Raw genomic sequence first — 25,435 nt, 5'->3', positions numbered from 1 at the left:
GTTATCCCTACCAAAGAGTGAAGATTAACCCCGGCTCTAGGTAGATATCTAAGCCTTGAGTTAATAAAAGAAAGAACGCGATAACGAAAGGAAACGACGCGCCAAATAAGACAGCTTTGCGGCGCTCACCCAGTAGGTAAAAGCCTGCAAGTAAGAAGAAGCTGGTTGCTAAAACAAAGCCAAGATAAGTCAGTCCAACACCGTACAGTGCCATTAACACCAAGAAGCCAATCAGCAGTTTCCAGTTTAGCGGTGTTGTGTCACATGTGACTTTCTTATCCGGTTGTCCTGTTATTAGCAGGATCAACGAAAGGCCAATGCCGATAAACGTCAACAGGGTAGGTAAGGTTCTTGCTGTGAAGGGTTCGTACTCGTCACCGGGGAACAGAGGAATCAGCGTGGTTTGATAGCCGTAGCACAAGCTCGCTAGCATAAAGATCATGGCTCCGATGCGATCCTTCGAAAGCAAAGATTCCTTACTCAGAAATTTGGTTGGTAAGTCCGACATATCCAACTCCATTTGGGGTGGTATAAAAAGTAAAAAAGCCGCACATGAGCGAGTTAATGAAGAATGTCTGGGATCACTAACCAAAGGTGAGCGAATTACATGACTTGGTTAAGCCACTTGCCTCTACAACGAATCAGCAAGCTTTAGCAATACACTACGAATAAACAAAGGAGTTTTAGTTAACTCATGTACGGCGAAACAGGAAAGAGTAAGAGGGCACATAAGCCCTCTATGGTTGTTGGTTACTTCAAGAAACCAAGCTCACGCATTAGATCGCCCATCTGTTTTTCTTGGTCTTCTAGGAAGGCGTAAAAATCTTTGTCAGCTTTGTAGTTGTCGATCCAACCGTTACGGTCACGAACCACTTGCCACTCATCGGTTTTGTACATTTTGCCAAGAGCTTCGTTCCACTCGTCGATTTTTGCTTGGCTTGTACCCGGTGCCGCAAAGAAACCACGCCAGTTAGCAAATACTGTCTCGTTGCCGTATTCAGTCAGTGTTGGGATGTTAGGCGCAGCGTCAAGACGCTTTGGAGCCGTCACAGCAAGCACTTTTACTTGGCCAGATTTAGACATCTCTAGTACTTCACCAAGGCCCGTTGAAAGCAGCTGTGTTTCGCCAGAAAGCAGTGCCGCCATCGCTTTACCGCCAGCATCGTAGGCAATGTAACGTACTTTCTTCGCATCAAAACCTTCGCCTTTGAACGCTGCCGCTACTACAAGGTGGTCCATGCTGCCACGAGCTGAACCGCCAGCAATCTTCACTTTACGTGGGTTGGTTTCGAACTCTTTAACGACGTCTTCCCAAGTGTCGTACTTAGAATCCGCAGGAGCGACGATTGCGCCGTAATCGGCAATGGTTGCTGCTACCGGAGTTAGGTCACGGAAAGATTGAGGGAAGATACCTGTTAGTGAACGAACAACGATAGGCGTTGAGTTCACCATTAGCGTGTCTTCTTGGCGTTGTGCTGTTTCGATTAGGTGAGCAATCGCTTTACCGCCGCCGCCACCAGAAAGGTTTTGGAAAGAGACATTTTCTACGATGTCTGATTTCACCAATACATCACCCGTACCACGAGCCGTCATATCCCAACCGCCACCAGCGCCGCCAGGGATTAGGAAGTGGATTTTTTCTACGTCAGCAGCAAAAGTGTTGAAAGAAAAGGTTGCTGCGATAATAGAAGCCGCAAGAGTAGGTTTCAGTGCCTTGAACATGGTTCACGTTCCTTATGTAGGGGATCTCTTCAATGGAGAGAAACTTATGTTTTATTTCCAGCTACTAAACAGATGAGTAGGATATTGCTTAGTAGATGACGTTAAAGTTAACGGTGTGTTAACGAAATGTCTGTAATGCGGTGATATTGAGAATAAAGAACATTGGATTAATATTGTTCATAAAGTTCGCGGGGAGGTGGCTGTAGGATTCTTCTAGCAATAATAACTAGGTTTTTCTTGAGTTTATGTGAACAATTCTTTTGACTGTTGGTCGCTTATACTGCTGTGTATCATTAAAGAGGGTACTTATTGCGACACAAAGAGTGATATGGAGAGGCGCTCTTTAATATATAGAATAATATGTTGCTAGGTGTGCAGTGCTACTGTAATAATATGATTATAGCTGGCACGTTACATTTCTGAGCTAGTGGTTATTCAAGGATCGAATAATGACAGACAAAAAAATTTCGTTACGATTTACTGTTGGAGGAATGTTTTTACTCGCGACATTTCTTACCGCTGTTGTTGCGGTTTCACTGCAATATTACTTCAGTAAAAAAATGGCGACTGAGAATACCCTATCAAAGTTGACGATGGTGTCCCAAGAGCTGAGTAACTATATCGGCGCGGTTGATTCTGACGCAGCCAATACGGCGCGTTTACTTTCTTCAGTGAAACGTTCTATAAGTAACAAAATATCGAAAGAAGAGTCGCGTACTATTCTTTCAGAAGCAATTAAAGATAACCCTCTCTTTTATAGTATTTACATTGGCTCGTCTAATGAAAACTTCTTCCAAATTATTAATCTAGAATCTGCCCCTGTCGTTAGAGAAAAAATCGGTGCACAACAAACGGACCGTTGGGTTGTGGTTGAGATTCATAATATAGGGGAGGAGCGCGTCCGTACGACGAAATATTTTGACCAAGAGTTTGCGCTAAGAAACTCAACTACGGAGCAGAGCAACTACCTTCCAACTACTAGGCCTTGGTATGTTTCTGCCAATGTTCAGTCGGTCGAAAAAACTCAGCCATATCTTTTCCAGCATTTACAAATTACCGGGCAAACTTATTCTTTAGCGTTTGATTCGAAAATCGAATCTGAAGTTCAACATGTGATTGGTATTGATATTGTGTTGTCTTCTTTAGCTAGCAAACTATCAGGTACGGCGCTTGGCTTAGCAGAAGACAGTAAGGTTGAGTCTTTCTTATATTCGAAATCGGGTAATATTATTGCGTCTAACCTCAAGGTTAACAATCAGGAATCGGAGTTTGATGTATCAACATTGATGCTATCGTCTGAGCAGCAAGCCTTGATTAACGATACCCCTCCGCTGTTAGTGTCTAATCAAAATGATTGGGGGCCGATGGACTTTTCAGTGGCGGGAAAACCAAACGGCTATGCGATAGACCTTCTTAAAATGATTGGTGAGATGACAGGGATCAGGTTTGAATTTGTTAATGGTTTCTCTTGGGGCGAGCTTGTCAGTAAGTTTCAAGAAGGAAGTATTGATGGCCTGCAATCGGTTCAACATTATAAAAATAATGGCATAGATGGCCTATACACGACTCCAATTTATGAATTGCCACTTTCTATCGTGACAAGGGTCGGCGCGAAGGTTGTCACTAATTATGCCGAGCTTGAGGGTAAAAAAGTTGCCATTTTATCTGGGTGGTCAATTATTCCTAAGTTGAGAGAGGATTTTCCGAACATTGATTTAGTTGAATTTGAAAACCTAGAGTCCGCACTTGATTCAATTGAAAGCGGAGAGAACTTTGCATTCTTAGACGCTGAACCCGTACTCTCGTTTGCATTAGATAGGTTTTTCCAACCAGGCCTTGTTGTAAATGGGGCTCTAGAAGATCTAAAACAGAACTACTCAAATCAATTCCATTTGGTGTTGCAGAGCAAGCATAAGCAATTGCTTCCAATTATTGACAAAGCTATCGGCAGGTTAAGTGATGAACAACTTGATACCTTAGCGAAAAAGTGGCTCCATGATACCGGCTTTAATACGAATACGACGGTTCCTTATATTGAACTTTATGATTTGACTAAGGAAGCAACGGTTGAAGGCAGTATGGTAAGGGTAGAGTTGAATGGCGAGATCAAGCATCTCTATTTAAAGAAAATAGACACGGGCGAACACTACTCTGAATATTTTGCGGTATTGATTCCCGAATCTGAAATCTTTAGTACAGTCAATAAACGTCTAGCAACCTCTGTTGGTATAACGATGTTACTGATGAGTTTGACGTTGCCTATTGCTTGGGGTTTTGGTGCACCGATAGTGCGTCCTATTCGTCAATTAGAGGAGGAGACTCATAAGATCAAGATGCGTGATTATGATAGTGTCGAGCTTGTTGACACTCGAATCAAAGAAGTATGGGAGCTGTCTGTGGCAGTGAAAGGCATGGCGGCAGAGATTAAGCAGCATGAACAGACACAAGAGGCGTTTGTGGAGTCGTTTATCAAGCTTATCGCCCAAGCTATCGATGATAAATCTGCTTATACGGCAGGGCACTGTAATCGTGTACCAAAACTCGGCTTGATGTTGGCTGATGCAGTTGAGAAATCACAGTCCGATCATTTCAAAGATTTTGAGTTTAAAAATGATGATGAACGTCGTGAATTCAGAATTGCGGCTTGGCTTCACGATTGTGGCAAGATCACGATACCCGAACACATCGTCGATAAAGGTACGAAGCTAGAAGCGAACTACAACCGAATTCACGAGGTGAGAACTCGATTTGAAGTACTTTGGCGTGATGCGGAAATCACCGCTTTGAGAAAGCAACTTGAAGGTACGCTATCAACGCAGCAAATTGCAGATGAGTTTGCGACAACCAAACAACAGCTACAAGATGACTTTACTTTTATCGCGACATCGAACGTTGGTGGTGAATTCATGAGTGAAGACAAAGTCGCTCGTATTCACGCGATAGCTGAGACGACTTGGACGCGTAACTTTGATGATCAACTTGGTTTATCACCGATAGAGGCGTTGAACCGAGAACCGAGTGCAAGTTTACCTGCGACAGAGCCACTGTTAAGTGATAAACCTGAACATATAGTGAGAAGAGATAGGCCGTTAGAGTTTGACCCGAAACATAAAATCAAAATGGATGTACCTGAGCACTTATATAACCTAGGCGAAGTCTACAATCTGAGTATTGCACGCGGCACGTTGACTGCAGAAGACAGATTCAAGATAAACGAGCACATGCTTGGCACGATTAAGATGCTTGAGAACCTGCCATTCCCGAAAGAGCTAAGTCGTGTTCCTCGCTATGCTTCGACGCATCATGAAACACTCAAAGGTACGGGATATCCAAGGAAGCTGACTGGTGATGACCTTTCAATCCCAGAACGTATTCTGGTGATCTCCGATATTTTTGAGGCGTTAACTGCTGCGGATAGGCCTTATAAGAAGGCGAAGCCAATCAGTGTTGCTGTCGACATCATGTATAAAATGGCATTGGACGAGCATCTCGATATCGAACTGTTTAGATTGTTCTTAACCAGCGGTACTCACCTGCGTTATGCAGAAGAGTATCTCAAACCGGAACAAATTGATTTCGTTGATATCAACAAATACCTAGAAGTTACTCGTCAGATAGCTTGATTAAAGGTTGGCTTGTTAGAACGGGTTCGATGAATGAAAGGCGCACATGAGTGCGCCTTTTTTATATCTGTTTATCGGTGAGCTGGTGGATAGATACGAAGGGGGCTGCTTTTGACAAGTTTCGGCTATAAGTTGTCGACATATCGATTTCAAATGATTTTAGGGTAGATAGGGGGTTAGTGACTCTTACTCTGATTAAATCGATAAATAACAGATGGTTGAGTTGTTTGTAGTGTCCTTTTGGATTAGTTTTAATCGTCTCTGAAAAATACTACCTTAGTCTAAATTGTCGACAATTGGCTTGATTGTCGACAATTCAATCGTGTATTTTATGTTCATGTTATGAAATTGTTGACAGTTAGGGTCGGCAATCAGAAGTGAGCAGCGTGAATATGAATACTGCGATAAAAGATCTCACCTTAAGTGCAAACACGAAAACACGTGTGAGCAACAAAGAAAACACCAAGTCGGAAAATCTGACAGAGTATCTCGTTGAGGCGATTGTTAACGGTGAATTAGCACCGGGCAGTAAGATCTCGGAGCCTGAACTGGCTAAACGCTTTGAGGTAAGCCGAGGCCCATTACGTGAAGCGATAATGCGTGTTGAAGGGCTTGGCTTGATTGAACGCATTCCTCATGTAGGGGCTCGAGTTATTACTTTTTCGGCAGACAAACTACTCGAGTTGTACGCGGTACGAGAGGCATTGGAAGGCATGGCGGCTCGCTTAGCAGCAAGACATATCACACAAGAAGAGCTTGTCGGGCTTGAAGGATTATTGTCGACACACTCAAAATACATCGATGAAGTCGAAGGTTCTTCTTACTTTCATCAACATGGGGATTTCGATTTCCATTACCGCATTATTAAAGCGAGTTGTAACAGCAAACTCATTTCGCTGCTGTGTGATGAGCTTTATCACCTATTACGCATGTACCGCTATCAATCGCCTAGGGCTCAGTCTCGGCCCAAAGAGGCGCTCGATGAACACAAATACATCCTACAAGCGATTCGCAACCGTGATGAAGAGCTAGCAGAAATGCTAATGCGAAGACACATCTCGGGAAGCCGATTACTTATAGAGCAACAAATTCAATCCAAAGATCTTGATTAATTGGCGACTGGTATTTGCTAGCGGTTCTTCGCTGGCGAGAGCTAAACATCAGTAGTCATAAAGATTAGAAATTAACAATTAACAGGGAGCGTCATTATGAAGTTATCAGCAGGAGCTAAGTTCCGACAAGCTGTGCAAGACAACGACCCATTGCAGATCGTCGGTACGGTGAATCCGTATTGCGCGATGATGGCAAAGAACTTGGGGCATCAGGCGATCTATTTGTCTGGCGGAGGTATCGCCAATGCGTCTTACGGTTTGCCTGACTTGGGCATTACTACATTGAACGATGTGTTGGTCGATGTGGAACGTATTACCAATGCGTGTGATCTGCCTTTGCTGGTGGACATCGATACGGGGTTTGGTGGTGCATTTAACATTGCACGAACCATTCGAGCGATGGAAAAAGCGGGTGCTGCTGCTATTCACATGGAAGATCAAGTTGCCCAGAAGCGATGTGGTCATCGTCCCAATAAAGCGATTGTAAGCCAGCAAGAGATGGTTGATCGAGTCAAAGCGGCAACAGATGCTAGAACCGATGAGAGCTTCGTAATTATGGCGCGTACCGATGCATTGGCGGTTGAAGGCATTGATAGCGCGATTGAACGAGCGATTGCGTGTGTTGAAGCGGGCGCAGACATGATTTTCCCTGAGGCGATGAATCAACTCGACCAATATGTGAAGTTCTCGGCAGCTTTGAAATCAGCAACAGGTAAACATGTGCCTATTCTTGCGAACATCACTGAATTTGGCCAAACCCCCCTCTATAACTGTAACGAGTTAGCCCAATCAAGTGTCGACATGGTGCTTTATCCATTGAGTGCGTTCCGTGCGATGAACAAAGCGGCGGAGAATGTTTACAAGCACTTGTTAGTTGAAGGCAATCAAGAAGCTCTGTTGGATTCAATGCAAACCCGTAAAGAGCTTTACGAACACCTGAATTACCACGACTACGAAAACAAGCTTGATCAGTTGTTTTCAAGTGAAGGGTAAACCAGTTTCAATTAATCAAAAATCAACTTAATCCAATAACGTGAAATGGTTAGTCGCCATATCCAGTACCGATCATAAAGATCATCGGACATATAAACAGGCAGCACCAAAGAGTGCAGGCGGCTAACACAGAAAAGGAGTTCACCATGTCTGTATCTTTGAGTGATAAAGCAGTTGTCGAAAAGGCTTCAACAGAAAACCAACAACAAAGCGAAAAAATAGCCAGCGCACCTGCAATCGGTGGTGCTGGTCTACGTGGCCAAAGTGCGGGAACCACCGCGCTATGTACCGTAGGCCAGTCAGGAACGGGTTTAACTTATCGTGGTTACGATATTACCGACCTTGCTAATCATGCTCAGTTCGAAGAAGTGGCGCATCTGCTACTAAGGGGTCACTTACCCACTGAAAAAGAGCTCGATGATTATAAAATATTGTTGGTTGGTCTGCGCGGCTTGCCTCAACCTTTGAAAGCAGCACTAGAGCTTATCCCAGCAGACGCTCACCCAATGGATGTGATGAGAACGGGTTGTTCGATGCTAGGTAATCTAGAGCAAGAATCTGATTTTTCAGAACAATTGCCTGCGACTGAACGAATGCTCGCGCTTTTCCCTGCGATTATTTGTTACTGGTATCGCTTTAGCCATGATGGCGTGCGCATTGATACGGAAGATCAAAGCGAAGCATGTTTGGGTGGCTATTTCTTGAAGATGTTGACTGACAAAACGCCTAGTGAAGTTCATAAGAAGGTGATGCACTGCTCGCTAACCCTTTACGCGGAACATGAGTTTAATGCCTCTACCTTTGCCGCTCGTGTTTGTGCGTCAACACTGTCGGATATTCATTCTTGTGTAACGGCTGCGATTGGCACACTAAGAGGCCCACTGCACGGTGGTGCGAATGAAGCGGCAATGGAAATGATCCAAGATTGGCAAACCGCCGATGAAGCCGAAACTAACATCATGCAGATGCTTGCTAACAAAGACAAAATAATGGGCTTCGGTCATGCTATTTATCGTGAAAGCGATCCTCGAAATGCCTTAATCAAGCGTTGGTCAAAAGAGCTTGCTCAAGAGGTGGGAGATGAACAGCTTTACGCCGTTTCAGAGCGTGTTGAAGCAGTCATGAAGCGTGAGAAAGGCTTGTTCTGTAATGCGGATTTCTTCCATGCCTCTGCCTATCACTTCATGGACATCCCAACCAAACTGTTCACGCCAATCTTTGTGATGAGTCGCCTTACAGGCTGGACAGCACACGTGTTCGAGCAAAGAGAAAATAATCGCATCATTCGCCCAAGTGCAGACTACACCGGGCCAGAGCATCAAGACTGGCTGCCAATCCATTTACGTTAGTTCTCTATATCGAGCCGACTTATATCTCGAGGTGACTTTTATCTTCATGTGATAAGACCTCGAGAACCAACGAATAGAATTTAACAGATAATGGTGGATGTATGTCTGATGTGAAATTTGAACCAAAGCAGTACCTTAAGCCTTTACCCGGTACCCATTTAGAATATTTCGACGCTCGTGAAGCGGTAGATGCGATATCTCCGAGCAGCTATAAAACCTTGCCTTATACGTCGAGAGTGCTGGCGGAACAATTGGTAAGACGTTGTGATCCAGCTGCACTTGAAGATAGCTTAAAACAGATCATCGAGCGTAAGAGCGACTTAGATTTTCCTTGGTATCCAGCACGTGTCGTGTGTCATGACATTTTGGGTCAAACCGCTTTAGTAGATTTAGCTGGCTTACGAGATGCGATTGCTGACCAAGGTGGAGACCCTGCCAAGGTAAATCCCGTTGTCGAAACCCAATTGATTGTTGATCACTCTCTGGCTGTGGAACACGCTGGATTTGATAATGAAGCGTTTGATAAAAACCGTGCGATTGAAGAGCGCAGAAACGAAGACCGTTTTCATTTTATTGAATGGTGTAAAACCGCGTTTAAAAACGTCAGTGTGATCCCTGCGGGTAACGGGATCATGCACCAGATTAACTTGGAGAAAATGTCTCCGGTGATTCAATCTAAAGAAGGCATCGCGTTCCCAGATACCTGTGTTGGTACCGATAGCCATACACCGCACGTTGATGCTCTGGGCGTCATCGCAATCGGAGTAGGTGGTTTGGAAGCTGAGACAGTGATGCTCGGTCGTCCGTCGATGATGCGATTGCCTGATATTGTCGGCGTTAAACTGACGGGTCAACGACAAGAAGGGATAACTGCAACGGATATTGTGCTTGCGATTACTGAGTTCCTTCGCAATGAGAGAGTGGTCTCAAGCTATTTGGAATTCTTCGGTGAAGGGGCTCGTGCACTGACCATTGGTGACCGCGCGACTATATCTAACATGACGCCAGAATACGGCGCGACTGCGGGTATGTTCTATATCGATGAACAGACCATTCAATACCTAAAACTCACTGGCCGTGAGCCTGAGCAGGTTGAACTAGTCGAACGCTATGCCAAGCAAACCGGACTTTGGGCTGATGACTTAGATTCCGCTCAATACGAACGTGTGCTTGAGTTTGATTTGTCTAAAGTTGAGCGTAACCTTGCGGGGCCTTCAAATCCTCATCGCCGTTTGCCAACTAGAGAGCTGGCTCAGCAAGGCATCAGTCAAGCATCTTGGAAAGAGCAGCATGCTAAGCAGTACAGCGACGAGCAGATGCCCGATGGTGCCGTAATCATCGCAGCAATTACCTCTTGTACCAATACCAGTAATCCAAGAAACGTGGTCGCCGCGGCATTGGTGGCTAAGAAAGCCAATCAACTTGGATTAGTTCGTAAGCCGTGGGTGAAAACATCATTTGCGCCGGGCTCTAAAGTTGCCAAGCTCTATCTTGAGTCGGCAGGTTTGCTACCTGAGCTGGAAAAGCTAGGCTTCGGTATCGTCGGCTATGCGTGTACTACCTGTAATGGTATGAGCGGAGCCCTAGATCCTGCTATCCAACAAGAGATCATCGACCGCGACCTGTACTCTACCGCTGTGTTATCGGGGAATCGAAACTTTGATGGTCGAATCCATCCTTATGCCAAACAAGCGTTTTTAGCCTCACCGCCATTGGTGGTTGCTTACGCGTTGGCTGGCACGATTCGCTTTGATATCGAGAAAGACAGCTTAGGCACCGACAACAATGGTAAGCCAATCTACTTAAGTGATTTATGGCCGAGTGATGCCGAGATCGATGCCGTTGTCGGTGAGCACGTTAAGCCTCAGCAATTCCAACAAATCTACGTGAAAATGTTCCAGCCAGACGAGGAACAGGTGACGACTGAACCGCTTTATGACTGGCGACCTCAAAGTACCTATATTCGCAGACCACCTTATTGGGAGGGGGCTTTGGCGGGAGAACGAAGCCTATCTGGTATGAGACCTTTAGCGATTCTGGGTGACAACATCACCACAGATCACTTATCCCCTTCAAATGCGATTCTCGCTTCGAGCGCTGCGGGTGAATACCTCACCAAAATGGAAGTGCCGGAAGAGGACTTTAACTCTTACGCGACCCATCGAGGTGATCACTTAACCGCCCAACGAGCAACCTTCGCCAACCCTAAACTGTTCAACGAAATGGTGAAGGACTCAGGACAAGTCGTTCAAGGTTCACTAGCAAGGGTTGAACCCGAAGGTCAAGTTACGCGAATGTGGGAAGCGATAGAAACCTACATGAACCGTAAACAACCTTTGATTGTCGTTGCTGGCGCAGACTACGGACAAGGCTCGTCACGTGACTGGGCAGCCAAAGGTGTGCGCTTAGCGGGTGTTGAAGTAATTGTGGCAGAAGGGTTTGAACGAATTCACAGAACCAACTTAGTTGGCATGGGCGTGTTGCCTTTGCAGTTTAAAGCGGGAACTAATCGCAACACCTTGCAACTCGACGGTACCGAGTTTTACGACGTTTACGGCGACATTGAAGCGGGTTCTGATTTGGCTCTAGTCATCACTCGTAAAAGCGGTGAAAAGCTTGATGTGCCAGTAACCTGTCGATTAGATACCGCAGATGAAGTGAATGTGTATAGCGCTGGTGGTGTGTTGCAGCGTTTTGCCAAAGACTTTCTTTCACAGTAGGAGCTAGTTATGAACATCAAACAGATAAAAGTACCTGCTACCTACATGCGGGGCGGAACAAGCAAAGGCGTTTTTTTCAACTTAAGTGACTTACCTGAAGCTGCGCAAGTTGCCGGAGAAGCTCGAGACGCATTACTTCTGCGCGTGATTGGTAGTCCAGATCCTTATGGCAAACAAACCGATGGTATGGGTGGTGCAACATCCAGTACCAGTAAAACCGTGATTGTTTCGAAAAGTAGTAAAGCCGATCACGATGTTGACTACCTATTCGGCCAAGTTGCCATTGATAAGCCGTTTGTGGACTGGAGTGGTAACTGCGGCAATCTGTCTGCTGCAGTGGGCCCATTTGCTATTCATAGTGGCCTAGTCGACTCGAATCGTATTCCAGAAAACGGTGTGGTCGAGGTGCGAGTATGGCAAGTGAACATAGAGAAAACCATTATTGTTCATGTACCTATCGCTGGTGGCGAAGTTCAAGAGTTAGGTGATTTTGAACTCGACGGTGTGACTTTCCCCGCCGCTGAGATCCAAGTTGATTTCCTAGACCCCGCCGATGCGAGTGGCTCTATGTTCCCAACAGGGAATGTTGTCGATTTTTTAGATGTTCCCGATCTGGGTTGCATCAAAGCGACATACATTAATGCTGGGATACCCACCATTTTTGTTGATGCTGAATCGGTTGGCTACCAAGGCACTGAACTTCAATCAGATATCAATAGTGATACCAAAGCCTTGGCTCTGTTTGAATCCATACGAGCACATGGTGCAGTAGCAATGGGTCTTATTGATTCTTTAGAACAAGCTGAATCACGTCAACATACACCTAAAGTCGCGTTTGTTGCTAAGCCTCAAGCGTACCAAGCCTCCAGTGGCAAATCGGTTGCTGTCGAAGGTACTGACCTTCTGGTGCGTGCTTTGTCTATGGGACAACTGCATCACGCCATGATGGGTACGGCAGCGGTCGCCATTGCTTCAGCGGCGAGTGTGCCAGGTACGTTAGTGAACTTGGCAGTCGGTGAGGGTTCCCGAGATTTTGTGACCTTTGGTCATCCATCAGGAACCTTAAAAGTGGGTGCTAAAGCTATTCAAACGGAAAGCGGTTGGAAAATAGAGAGGGCGATTATGAGTCGTAGTGCCCGAGTGATCATGGAAGGTGCCATTCGTGTGCCTTTTCCCAAGTAAAGCGATTGTCGTGAACGGTTAAATGTTCACGAATACAACGCTGAGAAAAGAGTGCACCCAAGTGAAACTGTTAAAAGCTAGTCGCTTGGACTAATGGATAAATCATGGAGGAGGCACTATGTCTGCTACGAATCGAATGACTAGAAAAACAGATTACATCACCGAGTATCAATGGGCGAGGGAAGACCCAAATTCGTTTTGGGAAACACAATCACAAGCGATAGATTGGTTTGAACCACCAAAAACGATATTACAAACTGACGATAACGGAATTGAGCGTTGGTTTCCTGATGGGGTGATGAACACCTGCTGGCTCGCGCTGGATTATCATTGTGAAAATGGGCGAGGTGACAATACCGCACTGATTTACGACTCTCCAGTTACAGGAACTCAATCCTCGTACACTTACAATCAATTGCGTAACCAAGTGGCTAAAGTCGCTGGTATGTTAGCCACGCAAGGCGTTACCAAAGGTGATCGTGTGGTGATCTACATGCCAATGATTCCTGAAGCGGCGATGGCAATGTTGGCCTGTGCACGACTAGGTGCGGTGCATTCGGTGGTGTTTGGTGGTTTTGCCCCTCATGAGCTTGCCGTTCGAATTGAAGATGCCGAGCCCAAGGTGTTGATTACTGCATCCTGCGGTGTCGAGATAAATAAAGTCCTGCCATATAAGCCGATGGTCGATCGCGCGATCATGGACAGCCGATGGAAGCCTGAGAAAGTGGTGGTATTCCAAAGAGAGCAGTCTCTAGCCGAATTGAACAACGAACGTGATGTACTTTGGCAGCAAGCTGTTGAGGATGCTTTGCCTCACGTATGTGTGCCTGTTCTAGCGACTGACCCACTATATATCTTGTATACATCAGGGACGACGGGTAAGCCAAAAGGCGTGGTGCGCGATAATGGTGGTCATGCGGTCGCGATGAAATACTCGATGAGCATTATCTACGATATGCCGCAAGATGGTGTGTTTTGGGCGGCTTCTGATGTCGGCTGGGTAGTGGGGCATTCCTATATTGTGTATGCGCCATTGATTCATGGTTGCACAACCATCTTGTTTGAAGGAAAGCCAGTTAGAACGCCAGATCCGGGGGCATTCTGGCGTGTGTGTGAAGAGTACAACGTCGATGTGTTATTTTCTGCGCCAACGGCATTTAGAGCTATCAAGAAAGAAGATCCTGAAGGCGAGTTACTCACCAAGTATGACTTATCATCGCTCAAGTCGATTTTTATGGCTGGAGAGCGTTTGGACCCGCCAACATTGGATTGGGTTGAGTCTCATACCAATAAACCGGTTATTGACCACTGGTGGCAAACCGAAACGGGTTGGGCTATTTCTGCCAATCCAACAGGGCTTGAATCTTTGCCTGTAAAAGCGGGTTCTTCAACCAAGCCAGTACCCGGTTACCAAGTGGAGATCCTCAATGAATTGGGTGAAATCGCACAAACGAATCAACAAGGGTTTGTGGCACTTAAACGACCATTGCCGCCTGGTTGTTTACCCACGGTATGGCGCAATCATGATCGGTTTGAATCTGGCTATCTGAGCCAATTCCCAGGCTATTATGTTTCTGGGGACGGTGGCTATCTCGATGAAGATGGGTATCTATTTATTATGGGCCGTATCGACGATGTGATAAACGTAGCGGGACACCGTCTGTCGACTGGAGAAATGGAAGAGATCGTGGGTGGTCACCCAGCCATTGCAGAATGTGCGGTAGTCGGGATTCACGATGACTTGAAAGGACAACTTCCTTTAGGTCTAGTTGTGTTAAAAGATGGCGTAAAAGTCGATGGCATTGAGTTGCAAAGGGAATTGGTTGGCAAGGTTCGTAATGAGATCGGCGCGGTAGCTTGTTTTAAGCAAGCCTTGGTTGTTGAGAGGTTACCTAAGACACGCTCAGGTAAGATCTTACGTAGAACGATCCGGCAGATCGCAGAAGGTGAACAATATGTGGTGCCTTCAACTATTGACGACCCTACCAGCTTAACTGAAATTGCTGAAAAGCTCGGCAAATAGACGTCGCAGTTTAGGTAATCTCACCTTCGGCTTGTTGATTTATACATAATCCGGCGTGATGGTTTACCTAAACTCTACTTTATTCATCCGCTTATCCATTGCGTTTACTATGACCTCATTATGAATCCCACATATTGAGGTCTTTTTATGCGAGCTTACTTTTTGTTGATTGCTTTATTGGTCAGTGGTGCTGCTAGTGCCAGTATTTCAAAGGATGAAGCGAGTAGAGCGTTGTTAGAACCTTTGAGTCATCCCAAGGTATTTAAATGTGTATCAAAGACTGGCGTCGATCTCTATCAAGCGGTTTTTGATATTGGTGTGGGATATGAAGCCGACCCTATTAACTCGAAGATGATCGTTAATTCAAGGAAAGGCCGCTACGAATATCAAATCTTAGGCGCAGTAAGGTCTGAAAGAGCTGGTGAAATTGTCGTGTTAACTCGCCATGTGGGAGACGGTGTTAAAGTTGCGGCTATGATTGATGACGAAAATGGCAAGATACTGGGGATCGGCGATAAAAATCATTATCGAGATTGTGGTGTTAGGCCACCACCTAGCGTAGCAAACATGCAAAACTTTTGGTCTAAAGGCTAAGAGATATGTGAAAGGCAAGAATTATAGAGAAAGCGCGATTGAGGCGACCTTATTGGTCGCCTTTTTTGTTGGTGAGGATAAAGCGAGCTCAAAGCTATATATCATTAATCAGTTATGCGATGGCTGAATAATACATAGCTGAACATGATGTATCGTCTAAACGTGGCTTTATTTATCTTATTAACGGCTCTGCTTAAGATGGTTCTACTCAAAACGAAGAACTAAGCGAGACTCCTATGAAATTCACTAAACCTTTTCTTTTAGCGACACTGATTGTGACTCTTTCTGGTTGCGCATCACCAGCAATGGATAACGAAAATGAGAATGCCGCACGTAATCGTGGTGCGGTAGGTGGTGCTTTATTAGGAGCAACAGCCGGCGCTCTAACTGGAGATGCGAGTTTAGCCGTTAAGGGCGCTGCATTAGGTGGTGTGACCGGTGGTGTTGCGGGTTCAATGAAAGATACGGACGATGCAAGAAACGCACAACGAACCCAAGTTACTGCTGATGGTCTAGCGCAAGACAATCGCACTGATGCAGAAAAGCGAGTTGCGGAAGTAGAGGCGGAAATTAAGCTTATTGAACTGGAACAACAGCTTGCTGATCTCAAAGAAGAGAAAGAAGATAACGGTGCATAAAGCTGAAGCTACAGCAAAAGCCACAGCAAAAACCATAGCTTCGATATTCGTTTAATTCAAAATCATTCAAACAGAATGGCCACGTAATGTGGCCGTTTTTGTATCTAAAATACACACTTCAAACAATGAATTAATTCAATAACTTGTATAGATACTCACGCCAAGTAAACTAGACTCAGTTTAGATATTAATTTGGTTTGAGAAGCGCAATAGTCATGAATGTCACCTTAAGGGCCGCAAAGCACGCGGATTTAGAACAACTTAACGAGTTAATGTTCGATCTCCACCATCACCACCACCTTGCTAGCCCAGAGCACTTTAAAACGGCAGAAGAGATTGAGCAGGAAAAAAGCATTGCACGATACTTGGATGACCCTGAATGTTTGGTTTATGTGGCATTAAAAGGAGAGCTCATTGTTGGCTTTATCTCTGGGCATTTTTGTGAGCTTATCTCAACGGTCAGCAAACCAGTGCCGATGGGAAGTGTCGATGAACTGTTTGTCTTGCCTGATTATCGAAAAGAATCGATTGCTGAAAAGTTGTTTAACAAAGTTGAAAGTACTTTTGATGATTATGGGGTTGAACAAGTCTTTGTAGAGGTTTGGGACTTTAACTCGCCTGCCAAGGACTTCTATCAAAAAATGGGGTTCACACCTCACATTCAATGGATGAGGAAGGCTTTGCACAAAACGTAGACAGCGATTTTGTGTGGCTTTGATTACAATAGTTCAACTGCAAAAGCAGTCTTCAATATTCTTCTATTATTTTTTAGGTAAACTCGTTGGTTATTCGATATTTATTAGTTTTCATACTGTCTCTTTTGAGTACTACTTCCGCTTGGGCAAACGACACTTTGCCCGATCATATCGCGGGCGCCTTGTGTGTAGTACGTGCTGATAACCAAATCGTGTTGGTTGATGAGTTGATTACAGGTCAATTGTCTCTACCGGGAGGCACTGTGGTTTCTGGTGAACCGCCATCGGTCGCGGCGCAACGAGAAACTTGGGAAGAGGCGGGGTTGTCGGTAACGGTCGGTGATGTGTTGGGATATACCGACAGTGCCGTTGTGTATGATTGTGTCTCTGACTCTGAAGTGATCAGTTACAAAGCTCGAAATGAGTTAGGTGGCTTTGAGCTACCAATCTGGTTTGCTCCTCATTATGGTGTGGAAGTCAGCCGAGCGATGTTATTACCACCTACGGAGTTGCAAGCCAATCAATACCGTTACCCAGAGCAATGGTCTGAGATTAACGAATTCTTCCTATCCGCGACAGATCAACCTGTGACGTATGTGACTGAGCTGGTGGGCGCGGCACCGAAAGTCCATCAAGTTGAATTAAATTGGATTGTGTCACTTCAAAACACGTTCGATAAGATGCCAAGCGTATTTGCGAATACTGTGCTTTTAACTGACTTGTTGGCCAAGCCATGGGTCTTCATTGTGATATTGCCGTTAATTGCTTGGTACTTTGGCCGTAACTTCGCGTTGAAGTTTGGCTTCACTTTGATCTCGGTGACACTACTTACTTTAATCGCGCACCAAGGTTTTGGTTTTCCACGTCCACACGCTTACTTGCCAACATTGAAACTGGTGATGAGCAGTGGGTATAGTTTTCCAAGTCTGTTGGCTGCCTTGTGGGTCAGTTTAACCTTGTTAGTCTTTTGGAAACTAAAGCGCCTCTTGGAGCAAAAAGCCATTCTGGTAGTGCTCGCTGGCCTGCTGTGGATCATGCTATTTAAGTCTTATTCAGGTAGTGCGTTTTTTAGTGATGTATTAATGGGTGGCGTATTAGGCGCTTTAACGACGTGGCATATCGTGAGATTAGACGCGAAACCGGATGTTGATATTAGCGCCTTATTGAGTTCTAAAGGTGTTTGGTGGGCATTGTGCTTACTGTCGATTGTTCTGACGGTGATATGGCCACTGCCAACATTCTCATTCTGGGTGGCGATTTTGATGACGATTGCATGCCTAGTGACGTTAACAGACTCGAAACCTTTGGTTGGTCAGTTCTCATTCAAGATCGTTCTTGGAGTGATGGCGATGTTGTTAGCGGGAAATCTGCTGATTAGCTGGGCTGGAAGCTTTGTCTCTTTCAGCGGTATTGCTTCATTTATTGTTGAAACGTTACGTTTCCCAATCTTGATTCTGTTTGGTGTGGTGGCATTTCGTCTGCCATGGAAAAGAGAGTAAGCGACTCGACTAACACAAAATCAAAAAGGCTGTGCAGTGCACAGCCTTTGTCATTTCTGAAACAAGCAAAAAGTAATTCTTATTAGAACCTGTTGAGCGTTTATGAGTTGAAGATAAACTTCTCAATCGCGACCGCTACACCATGGTCGTCGTTGCTAGCTGTGATGTGATCCGCCAGTTTCTTGGTTTCTTCCATTGCGTTTTCCATTGCAATGCCAAGGCCTGCGTATTCAAGCATATGGTGATCGTTTTCAGCATCACCCATGCAGATGACTTCTTCCGCTTTAATGCCTAAGTGTTTCGCTATCGCTTCAATACCGACACCCTTGTTTGATTTCGGGTTTAGGAACTCTAAGAAGAATGGTGCACTTTGTACGATAGTAAACTGAGTCTTAAGCTCTTGTGGCAACTTACCGATGATTTCAGTCAGCTTGCTTGGTTCAGCGACAATCATAGTTTTGATGATTTCGTGGTCATCTTCTAGTTGAGAAAAGTCGAACTCGGTTATATCTAAGCAATTAATACGCGCTTCAATACCAGTGTACTCATTGTTCTCAGGTGTGATTAAGCCGTGGATCTTGCTGAAAGCATGGACATAACCACCAAGCTGTTCAGCGAGGGCAGCAATCTCTTTTGCGGCTTTACCGTTGCTGATCTCACTGTGAATGATCTCTTTTGTCGATACGTTCTGAACCATAGAGCCGTTGTAGAAGAGTACAAAGTCATCTTCGCCGTCAATCGAAAGCTCATCTAATTTGCTTTGCATGCCTTCTAAAGGGCGACCAGAAGCGAGAACTACTTTCACACCTGCAGCTCGTGCTTTGGCGATTGCGTCTTTGTTCTCTTGAGAAATCACTTTTTCACTGTTGAGTAGTGTGCCATCCATATCAAGAGCAATCAGTTTGTACATGTTGTTCCTTACTAAAAAATTAAAAGCTAACGAAATCTATGGGCGAAAGGATAAGGGAACTTGAAAGTTCAGGCTAGGGCTTTGATCAACTCATTTATCAGTACTCATTTGTTTGACCAAAAGGGGGAAGTGCTTTAAGGTCTGCGGTTGATTAATTTCATCAAATGATTGAGCTGAGGGAAAGTTGTACAAGATTAATGAAATGTTTGAAACCATTCAGGGTGAGGGCGTGTTTACTGGCGTTCCCGCTGTTTTTGTTCGTCTGCAAATTTGCCCAGTGGGCTGTTCTTGGTGTGATACCAAGCAGACCTGGGAAGCGTTGCCAGAAGAGGAAACCAGCCTTGGCGATATTATGGTTAAGACAGAAGATTCACCTACTTGGTCAGCAATCGATGCTCAAGGAATCGTGAATGAATATATCAAGCAAGGTTACACTGCTAAGCACATTGTGATTACTGGTGGTGAGCCATGCATTTATGATCTTGTTCCTCTTACTGAAGCGTTTGAGCAGCACGGTTGTCGCTGTCAGATTGAGACTAGCGGAACATCAGAAGTTAAAGCCACACCGGACACTTGGGTTACGGTGTCACCGAAAGTGGCGATGAAAGCGAAACTGGAAATCTTAGATAGCGCCTTGCAACGTGCTAACGAAATTAAGCATCCAGTAGGTACAAGCAAAGACATCGAACAACTTGACGGTTTATTGGAGCGAGCAGCAGTTCCTAACGACACTGTTATCGCTCTGCAACCAATCAGCCAAAAAGACCGCGCTACTCAGCTTTGTATTGATACCTGCATTGAGCGCAATTGGCGCTTATCAATACAAACTCACAAATATTTGAGCATCGCATAGGTTGTATTTTTACTGGGCAAGATAAGTCGCTAGTAGAAGGTTCTCGTAAGGATTTAAGATGAAAAAAGCAGTGGTAGTATTCAGTGGTGGTCAAGACTCAACAACGTGTCTTGTTCAAGCATTAAAAAAGTATGATGAAGTTCATGCGATTACGTTTGATTATGGTCAGCGCCATAGACTCGAGATTGAAGTTGCTGAGTCATTGTCGAAAGAGCTTGGTGTGAAAGCGCACAAAGTGATGGATGTGACTCTGTTGAATGAACTGGCTATCAGCTCTTTGACTCGTGACGATATTCCTGTGTCTCATGAGCTGCAAGAGAATGGGCTGCCGAATTCATTCGTTCCTGGTCGTAATATTCTATTTCTGACTCTAGCGGGTATTTACGCTTACCAAATCGGTGCAAATACCGTAATCACGGGCGTGTGTGAAACTGATTTCTCAGGCTACCCTGATTGTCGTAATGACTTTGTGAAAGCGATGAACTCTGCGCTTGTACAAGGTATGGACAAGCCGCTTGATATTAAAACACCGTTAATGTGGCTCAACAAAGCTGAAACATGGGCGTTGGCCGACCAGTACTCAGCACTTGAGCTTGTTCGAAATAAAACACTGACTTGTTACAATGGCATTGTCGGGGATGGTTGTGGCGATTGCCCAGCGTGTGAACTGCGTAAAGTTGGCCTTAACGATTACCTAGGTGATCGTGAAGGTATTATGGCTGAGTTGGTTCGCAAACAGACTGAGAATAAATAACCTCAGGTCAATCAATTGGTTCGTTGTAAGCATCAATGATGCAGTTTCGGCCGTTGCTTTTGGCTTGATAGAGTGCTTGGTCGAGCACTGAATACAAGTCATCAAAGTCACTTAATGCGTTTGAGGTTGCTAGATAAGCAAAACTCGCGGTCACATTAAGTGACTTTTTGCTTTCTGATAAAAAGACAGTGCTTGAAATGGCGTAGTGCAACTCTTCAACGCGTTCTCGTACCTCTGCTGGTGGGGTATCGGTTAATATGATGACAAATTCTTCACCCCCTAAGCGACCAAACAATTCACCATTCACTAAGTGTTTTCTAATTTGATCACTAATATGGACCAGTGCCCGATCACCAGTAGGGTGCCCATGCTCATCATTAATCTTCTTAAACTTATCTAGATCGAGCAGCACGAGCACATGCTGTTTGTCCGTCCCTTTGCAGCGTTTCACTCTTTTGATTCTTCGAATTATCTCAGTTCGGCTATATGCTTTCGTTAAGCCATCAATTGCTGCTTTTGCGCGAACCGTTTTGTTTATCAATACCGTGAAGCTTGCAGCGCAAAGCAACAGAATAACAACGATGTTGTACATCCATCTTTGATGTTCCATTTTTTCAATTTGAACGCGGTCGAGTTTCGTCTGATGTGTCAGGAAAGAGCTTTCTAGTTCTTGTTCATATTTGGCGTGCGTCAGGCCGAGCGCTTCGAGTGCGAGTCGATTGTCGATATCTCTAGCTTCCATTTGTATTGACGAGTATCGCTGGTAGAAATAGAAAGCTTGTTGGTAATCGCTGAGTGATTGATGAATATCAGAAAGCTGAAGAAGTGACTGCGCGATGTATTTATGCCTTGTGACTTGTTCAGCTAATTCTAGCGCTTGTTGAGCATAGTTGAGTGCTTCCGTTGGCAGTTTCTGTTCTTCGAACATATCGCTGATCGCCAAGTAAGCATTGATGCGAATGACATCATTGCTCAGTTCGCTCGAAGCTGAAAGAGACTCAATTAGGTAGGTTCTCGCCACATCATAGTTTTTCGTTTGAGTGTACGCTTTTCCTAAGCCAAGACTTGTGAGTGCAATACCGTAGCTATGCGACGTTGAGCTCAGCAGTGTTCTTGCTGTCTGAAAGTGGTGAATTGCTAGTTCACTTTGCTCTTGGTTAAGGTAGAGATTCGCAAGGCTGTGATGCACTTGTGCTTTCATTAAATCTGAAGCGTTTACTCTGAGAATGAGAGCTTGCTCTAGATACTCCGCCGATTTTTCATATTGCTTTAATTCTTTGAGCAAGTTACCCACATCGTTGTAAACCCCTGAAATATCATGCCCTTGTGGAAACACGTTTATTAGTGATAGGTAGGTGTCTAGTGCAGCTTGATAGTCACTGCGGAAATGATGATTGTTCGCGATGACTCGATAAGTCCCGAATTTTGGTAATACAGGGTCAGCGATGTCATGTAAATCTGACTGAAGGGCAGAGCAGTAATAGTTCGCTTGATGGTATTTAGCTTGCTCGTTAAGCGATCGGCATAGCTGGTACTTTAGTAAGGCTTTACCAGTTAAATCACTGCGAGATTGCATTTTCGCCAAAAGTGTTAGAAAGCCTTGTTGTGCTTGTTCATATTGGCCTTTGCCGTCTTTCCTCAGAGCAGAAATAAACGCTGTTTCTATCGCTTGGTAGTCATTGTCGTTTGAAGCGATTCCGTAGAATGGCTGATCTCGGTGGCTCATGTATTGATACAGAAGAGACGCAAGGTAAAGCTTATCTCCATAAACCGTTGAGCCGATGTAGCGTGTTTGCAGCATGTTTAATGCGCGCTCAGGAGAGTGGTTTAAAGTAGAGAGATAAAGCGCGTTCCAATCAGCATTTGGAGTAGAGCTTAGATTGGAGGTATAGACTGGTGAATTGTGGTCACGATCTGATGTTGATACTTGGCTATAAGAACAAAAGCTAATGAATAGTAGAAAGGTAACAAAAACGAAGTGATTCACAAGAGACGATCAATCAGATAAAGAACGATATTCTATTATTAGTTTGATGTTGCTTCAAATTTTGAATGGTGCGACTACGTGGTTATGCGAGGTAGGTCTCTGATTTATTGATACTAATCAGAGGTATATCGGTCGCGCGAATCGTGCGACCGATATCGGAAATTAGATGTATAATTTCGCTAGGTCAGAAGGCTCAAGTTCTTTGCCTTCTAATGTTGCATTCCAGTTAGTACCAACAAGAACGCCGTCTTCAGCAAGAGTCAGTAACCAATCTTCTACAAAGATATCTAGTGGAATTTCTAATACTTCGAAGTCAGCCCACTCTTCAACGTTGTGAGTTTGAGCATCTTCTTTTGAAGACCAGAATGGCATCACTTCGCTGTTTTCGAATTCACTTGAGTCACATGCTAGCCAACCTTCTTCGTTGCGAAGGCCCCATACCAGTTTAGTTTCTTGTGTTTCAGAAACGAAAAGTTCTAGATTTGCTTGAGTATCAGCTGTTAGTTTGCTCATGGATTAATTCTCTATGTTGATAACGTGGCAAGATTAACATTATAGACGGCTTAGGTATATGCTATTCAAGGAATTATCACCATACTGAAACGTTAACTTAAGATAACGTTTCAGTATGGTAAAAGCTGGGTACGCCTACTTTTTAATTTTGGTGAAGATGTGCCATTCTTCTTTGATATTACCCTTAAATCCAACAACGGAAGCAACAACTTTTCGATGTAGTGCGTGATTGATTTGGGTGTCATCACTGCTGAATTCAGAATCACCATGACCTACGATGCTGACTCTAGATGGCTGAATACCGTTGCTAATTAGCGCTCGTCTTACATGTGATGCACGTTCTTTCGAAAGCTTTAGGTTATGTTCCGCGTTACCTACTTTGCTGGCATAACCTTGCAATTCAATGCTGGTACTTTCGTAGCGCTTTAAAAATGCCGCCATTTGGCGTATCTGCCCTAGAAAGACAGGGTTTATTTCCGTTGAATTATTAGCGAAGAGTATATGCAGCTCTTTCTTTTCCGATGACTCGAAATATGATCCACAACCGTCGTTATCGATCTCGGCACCAATTTGTGTATCGGGACATAAATCTCGCGCGTTTATTACACCGTCATTGTCATCATCTTGAAGATCGTAAATTTGAGTGGCCGGCGGTAGAGCGCGATATTCGAATTCATCTTCGTTGTTTTCAGCTAAAACATTGGCAGATACAACCATGAAGCAAAGCGATAATACTGTGTTGGTAAGCTTCATTAATATTCCACCTTTTCATTCCATTCTTCTGGGATCTCAACTCGTAAACCGATGAGTAGGTTACCAGTTGCGTTCATTACGCGATATTTTGCGTATTGCTCGTCATACTTAGCATCTAAATAGCCTTTACGAGCTTCGAATAATTCATTCTCAGTGTTAAGTAAGTCGAGAAGGGTACGTTTACCGATACGGTATTGTTTCTCATATGAGATTACCGTGTCTGATGCCGAGTCTACGTGGTCAGATAGGAACTCTTTTTGCTGAACCGTTAAATCAAGTGCGCTCCATGATAGACGTAGACTCTCTTCTACATTGCGGTAAGTACTTTCGCGAAGGTCCTTGGCTTTGTTGAGTTGGTAGGCTGCACTTTCTGTGCGGTCTTGATCCGAACCACCATTGTAAAGGTTGTATCTTAAACGAACCATGGCAGAAAACTCATCGCTGCTGCCTTCTGTACCACCGGCGTCATCACGCCAAGTTTGAGCGGCTTCAAAAGAAACAGTCGGGTAGTTGGTACTCTTAGATTGTTTGTATTGGAACTTCGCTGAGTCAACATCGGCTTGTGCAATCTTAATGACTGGATGCTGGTTAAACGCTTTTGCCAACGCACCATCAACGGTATAAGGAATTGCACCCGCATCTGCGCGAGGGAAAGTTAACCCTAAAGGAGATTGACCAACAAGTCTTTTAAACTGAGTATGCGTATCAAAAAGGTTGTTTTGAGCAGCAAGCAAATTCCCGTGCGCTTTCGCAATACGAGCTTCAACTTGTGACATATCTGCGGTTGAACCAATACCTGATTCCACGCGCTTACGAATATCGTTATATATCTCTTTGTGCGTCGCTAAGTTACTTTCCGAAAGAGAAAGCACTTCATAGGCTTTCACTGCATCAAGATAAACCTTTGTTACTTCTAAAGCGATGTCTTGCGCGTTAGATAGTAGTTGATAGCGCACGGACTCTGCATCAGCCGCAGTACGGTCAATATCATTGGATGTATTAGCGCCATCCCATATTAACTGGGTCAAGGTGATCGTTGCTTCTTTTCTAGTCAGATCGGTAGTGTCTTGGTTGGTTGCTAGATCAGTATGTTCATAACCAATCCCACCATCTAAGTCTATACTTGGTCGATAAGCACCACCAGAAGCGTCGTTAAGATAACGCTTACTGATATATTCGTTATAAGCACTTTTGATTTCAGGGTTGCTTTCTAATGTAAACGCAACGGCTTGCTCTAAGGTTTGTGCTGTTGTCGGCAAACTTAGCGCTATAGCTAACCCTAATGTTGTCGTTTGAATGTAATTCAATTTCCATCTCTCCAAATTGGACTGCATCTAAACCTACGCTTTTTAATGTGCTAGATACGAAATTTAGATGAACCGCCAAAAAAATAACGTTCGCTCGAGAAGCTACCGTAAATGGTTGTAAAGTTGTTAACAGTTTGCTGTGCGTTTTATGATGATTTTGAGAACGTCAATTTTACGTTTTTAGCTCTGTTATTTTTCGCAAACACAA

The 25,435-nt window shown here is 44.5% G+C and carries 20 protein-coding genes; 13 read left to right on the top strand and 7 right to left on the bottom strand.

Annotated features, from left to right (window positions below; genetic code table 11):
• Window positions 1-7: 7 nt before the first annotated feature.
• On the bottom strand, window positions 8-508 hold the full coding sequence (locus AB4351_RS13390; RefSeq protein ID WP_136982896.1) for a tripartite tricarboxylate transporter TctB family protein: 501 nt from the start codon (window positions 506-508) through the stop codon (window positions 8-10).
• 242 nt (window positions 509-750) lie between these two features.
• Window positions 751-1,722 (bottom strand): tripartite tricarboxylate transporter substrate binding protein, encoded by a 972-nt coding sequence (locus tag AB4351_RS13385; protein WP_136974310.1) that lies wholly within the window; start codon window positions 1,720-1,722, stop codon window positions 751-753.
• A gap of 449 nt (window positions 1,723-2,171) precedes the next feature.
• Here AB4351_RS13385 and AB4351_RS13380 point away from each other — a divergent pair, with 449 nt between their 5' ends.
• The 11 genes from AB4351_RS13380 to AB4351_RS13330 all read left to right on the top strand — a co-directional run bounded on the left by AB4351_RS13380 (window position 2,172) and on the right by AB4351_RS13330 (window position 18,150).
• On the top strand, window positions 2,172-5,345 hold the full coding sequence (locus AB4351_RS13380; RefSeq protein ID WP_372126261.1) for an HD domain-containing phosphohydrolase: 3,174 nt from the start codon (window positions 2,172-2,174) through the stop codon (window positions 5,343-5,345).
• Window positions 5,346-5,737: 392 nt separating this feature from the next.
• On the top strand, window positions 5,738-6,457 hold the full coding sequence (locus AB4351_RS13375) for a GntR family transcriptional regulator (protein ID WP_372126258.1): 720 nt from the start codon (window positions 5,738-5,740) through the stop codon (window positions 6,455-6,457).
• Window positions 6,458-6,553: 96 nt separating this feature from the next.
• Complete coding sequence (gene prpB, locus AB4351_RS13370) at window positions 6,554-7,450, top strand: methylisocitrate lyase (RefSeq protein ID WP_009846616.1); 897 nt, start codon at window positions 6,554-6,556, stop codon at window positions 7,448-7,450.
• Between the two features lie 146 nt (window positions 7,451-7,596).
• Window positions 7,597-8,799 carry a 2-methylcitrate synthase gene (gene prpC, locus AB4351_RS13365; protein ID WP_372126256.1) on the top strand — a complete coding sequence of 401 codons (1,203 nt, stop codon included), beginning with the start codon at window positions 7,597-7,599 and terminating at the stop codon, window positions 8,797-8,799.
• Window positions 8,800-8,900: 101 nt separating this feature from the next.
• The gene (gene acnD, locus AB4351_RS13360) at window positions 8,901-11,519 is read left to right on the top strand and encodes a Fe/S-dependent 2-methylisocitrate dehydratase AcnD (protein WP_372126253.1); all 2,619 of its coding nucleotides are present in this window, start codon (window positions 8,901-8,903) and stop codon (window positions 11,517-11,519) included.
• Window positions 11,520-11,528: 9 nt separating this feature from the next.
• Window positions 11,529-12,701: a 2-methylaconitate cis-trans isomerase PrpF gene (prpF, locus tag AB4351_RS13355; protein ID WP_372126251.1), complete on the top strand. Its 1,173-nt coding sequence runs from the start codon at window positions 11,529-11,531 to the stop codon at window positions 12,699-12,701.
• Window positions 12,702-12,819: 118 nt separating this feature from the next.
• Window positions 12,820-14,724 (top strand): propionyl-CoA synthetase, encoded by a 1,905-nt coding sequence (locus tag AB4351_RS13350; protein WP_372126249.1) that lies wholly within the window; start codon window positions 12,820-12,822, stop codon window positions 14,722-14,724.
• A 147-nt stretch (window positions 14,725-14,871) separates the two neighbouring features.
• Window positions 14,872-15,318 carry a hypothetical protein gene (locus AB4351_RS13345; RefSeq protein ID WP_050648228.1) on the top strand — a complete coding sequence of 149 codons (447 nt, stop codon included), beginning with the start codon at window positions 14,872-14,874 and terminating at the stop codon, window positions 15,316-15,318.
• Window positions 15,319-15,554: 236 nt separating this feature from the next.
• On the top strand, window positions 15,555-15,956 hold the full coding sequence (locus tag AB4351_RS13340; RefSeq protein WP_017062298.1) for a glycine zipper domain-containing protein: 402 nt from the start codon (window positions 15,555-15,557) through the stop codon (window positions 15,954-15,956).
• A 215-nt stretch (window positions 15,957-16,171) separates the two neighbouring features.
• On the top strand, window positions 16,172-16,651 hold the full coding sequence (locus AB4351_RS13335) for a GNAT family N-acetyltransferase (protein ID WP_009846623.1): 480 nt from the start codon (window positions 16,172-16,174) through the stop codon (window positions 16,649-16,651).
• An 86-nt stretch (window positions 16,652-16,737) separates the two neighbouring features.
• On the top strand, window positions 16,738-18,150 hold the full coding sequence (locus AB4351_RS13330; protein WP_372126247.1) for an NUDIX domain-containing protein: 1,413 nt from the start codon (window positions 16,738-16,740) through the stop codon (window positions 18,148-18,150).
• Window positions 18,151-18,250: 100 nt separating this feature from the next.
• On the opposite strand, the gene AB4351_RS13325 is transcribed toward AB4351_RS13330, so the two are convergent.
• Window positions 18,251-19,060: a Cof-type HAD-IIB family hydrolase gene (locus tag AB4351_RS13325; protein ID WP_017062301.1), complete on the bottom strand. Its 810-nt coding sequence runs from the start codon at window positions 19,058-19,060 to the stop codon at window positions 18,251-18,253.
• A gap of 184 nt (window positions 19,061-19,244) precedes the next feature.
• On the opposite strand from AB4351_RS13325, the gene queE reads away from it, so the two are divergent.
• Both queE and queC read left to right on the top strand, forming a co-directional pair.
• Window positions 19,245-19,913, top strand: a complete 669-nt coding sequence (gene queE, locus AB4351_RS13320; protein ID WP_346762947.1) for a 7-carboxy-7-deazaguanine synthase QueE — start codon at window positions 19,245-19,247, stop codon at window positions 19,911-19,913.
• A 58-nt stretch (window positions 19,914-19,971) separates the two neighbouring features.
• Window positions 19,972-20,667: a 7-cyano-7-deazaguanine synthase QueC gene (gene queC / locus AB4351_RS13315; RefSeq protein WP_136974304.1), complete on the top strand. Its 696-nt coding sequence runs from the start codon at window positions 19,972-19,974 to the stop codon at window positions 20,665-20,667.
• A 7-nt stretch (window positions 20,668-20,674) separates the two neighbouring features.
• Here the strand turns inward: queC and AB4351_RS13310 are convergent, their stop codons facing one another.
• The 4 genes from AB4351_RS13310 to AB4351_RS13295 form a co-directional block, all read right to left on the bottom strand.
• The gene (locus tag AB4351_RS13310) at window positions 20,675-22,654 is read right to left on the bottom strand and encodes a diguanylate cyclase (RefSeq protein WP_372126246.1); all 1,980 of its coding nucleotides are present in this window, start codon (window positions 22,652-22,654) and stop codon (window positions 20,675-20,677) included.
• 162 nt (window positions 22,655-22,816) lie between these two features.
• A complete protein-coding gene (locus AB4351_RS13305) occupies window positions 22,817-23,167 on the bottom strand; it encodes a DUF2750 domain-containing protein (protein ID WP_017062305.1) in 351 nt (116 codons plus the stop codon).
• A gap of 135 nt (window positions 23,168-23,302) precedes the next feature.
• Window positions 23,303-23,920 carry an OmpA family protein gene (locus AB4351_RS13300; RefSeq protein ID WP_136982597.1) on the bottom strand — a complete coding sequence of 206 codons (618 nt, stop codon included), beginning with the start codon at window positions 23,918-23,920 and terminating at the stop codon, window positions 23,303-23,305.
• A complete protein-coding gene (locus AB4351_RS13295; protein WP_017062307.1) occupies window positions 23,920-25,227 on the bottom strand; it encodes a TolC family outer membrane protein in 1,308 nt (435 codons plus the stop codon). Before AB4351_RS13295 ends, AB4351_RS13300 begins: the two co-directional genes overlap by 1 nt.
• Window positions 25,228-25,435 lie beyond the last annotated feature (208 nt).

Origin of the sequence: Vibrio sp. 10N.261.51.F11 (genome assembly GCF_041471665.1) — a bacterium.
GTDB lineage: Bacteria > Pseudomonadota > Gammaproteobacteria > Enterobacterales > Vibrionaceae > Vibrio > Vibrio crassostreae_C.
This window is presented reverse-complemented; position numbering and strand designations above follow the sequence as displayed.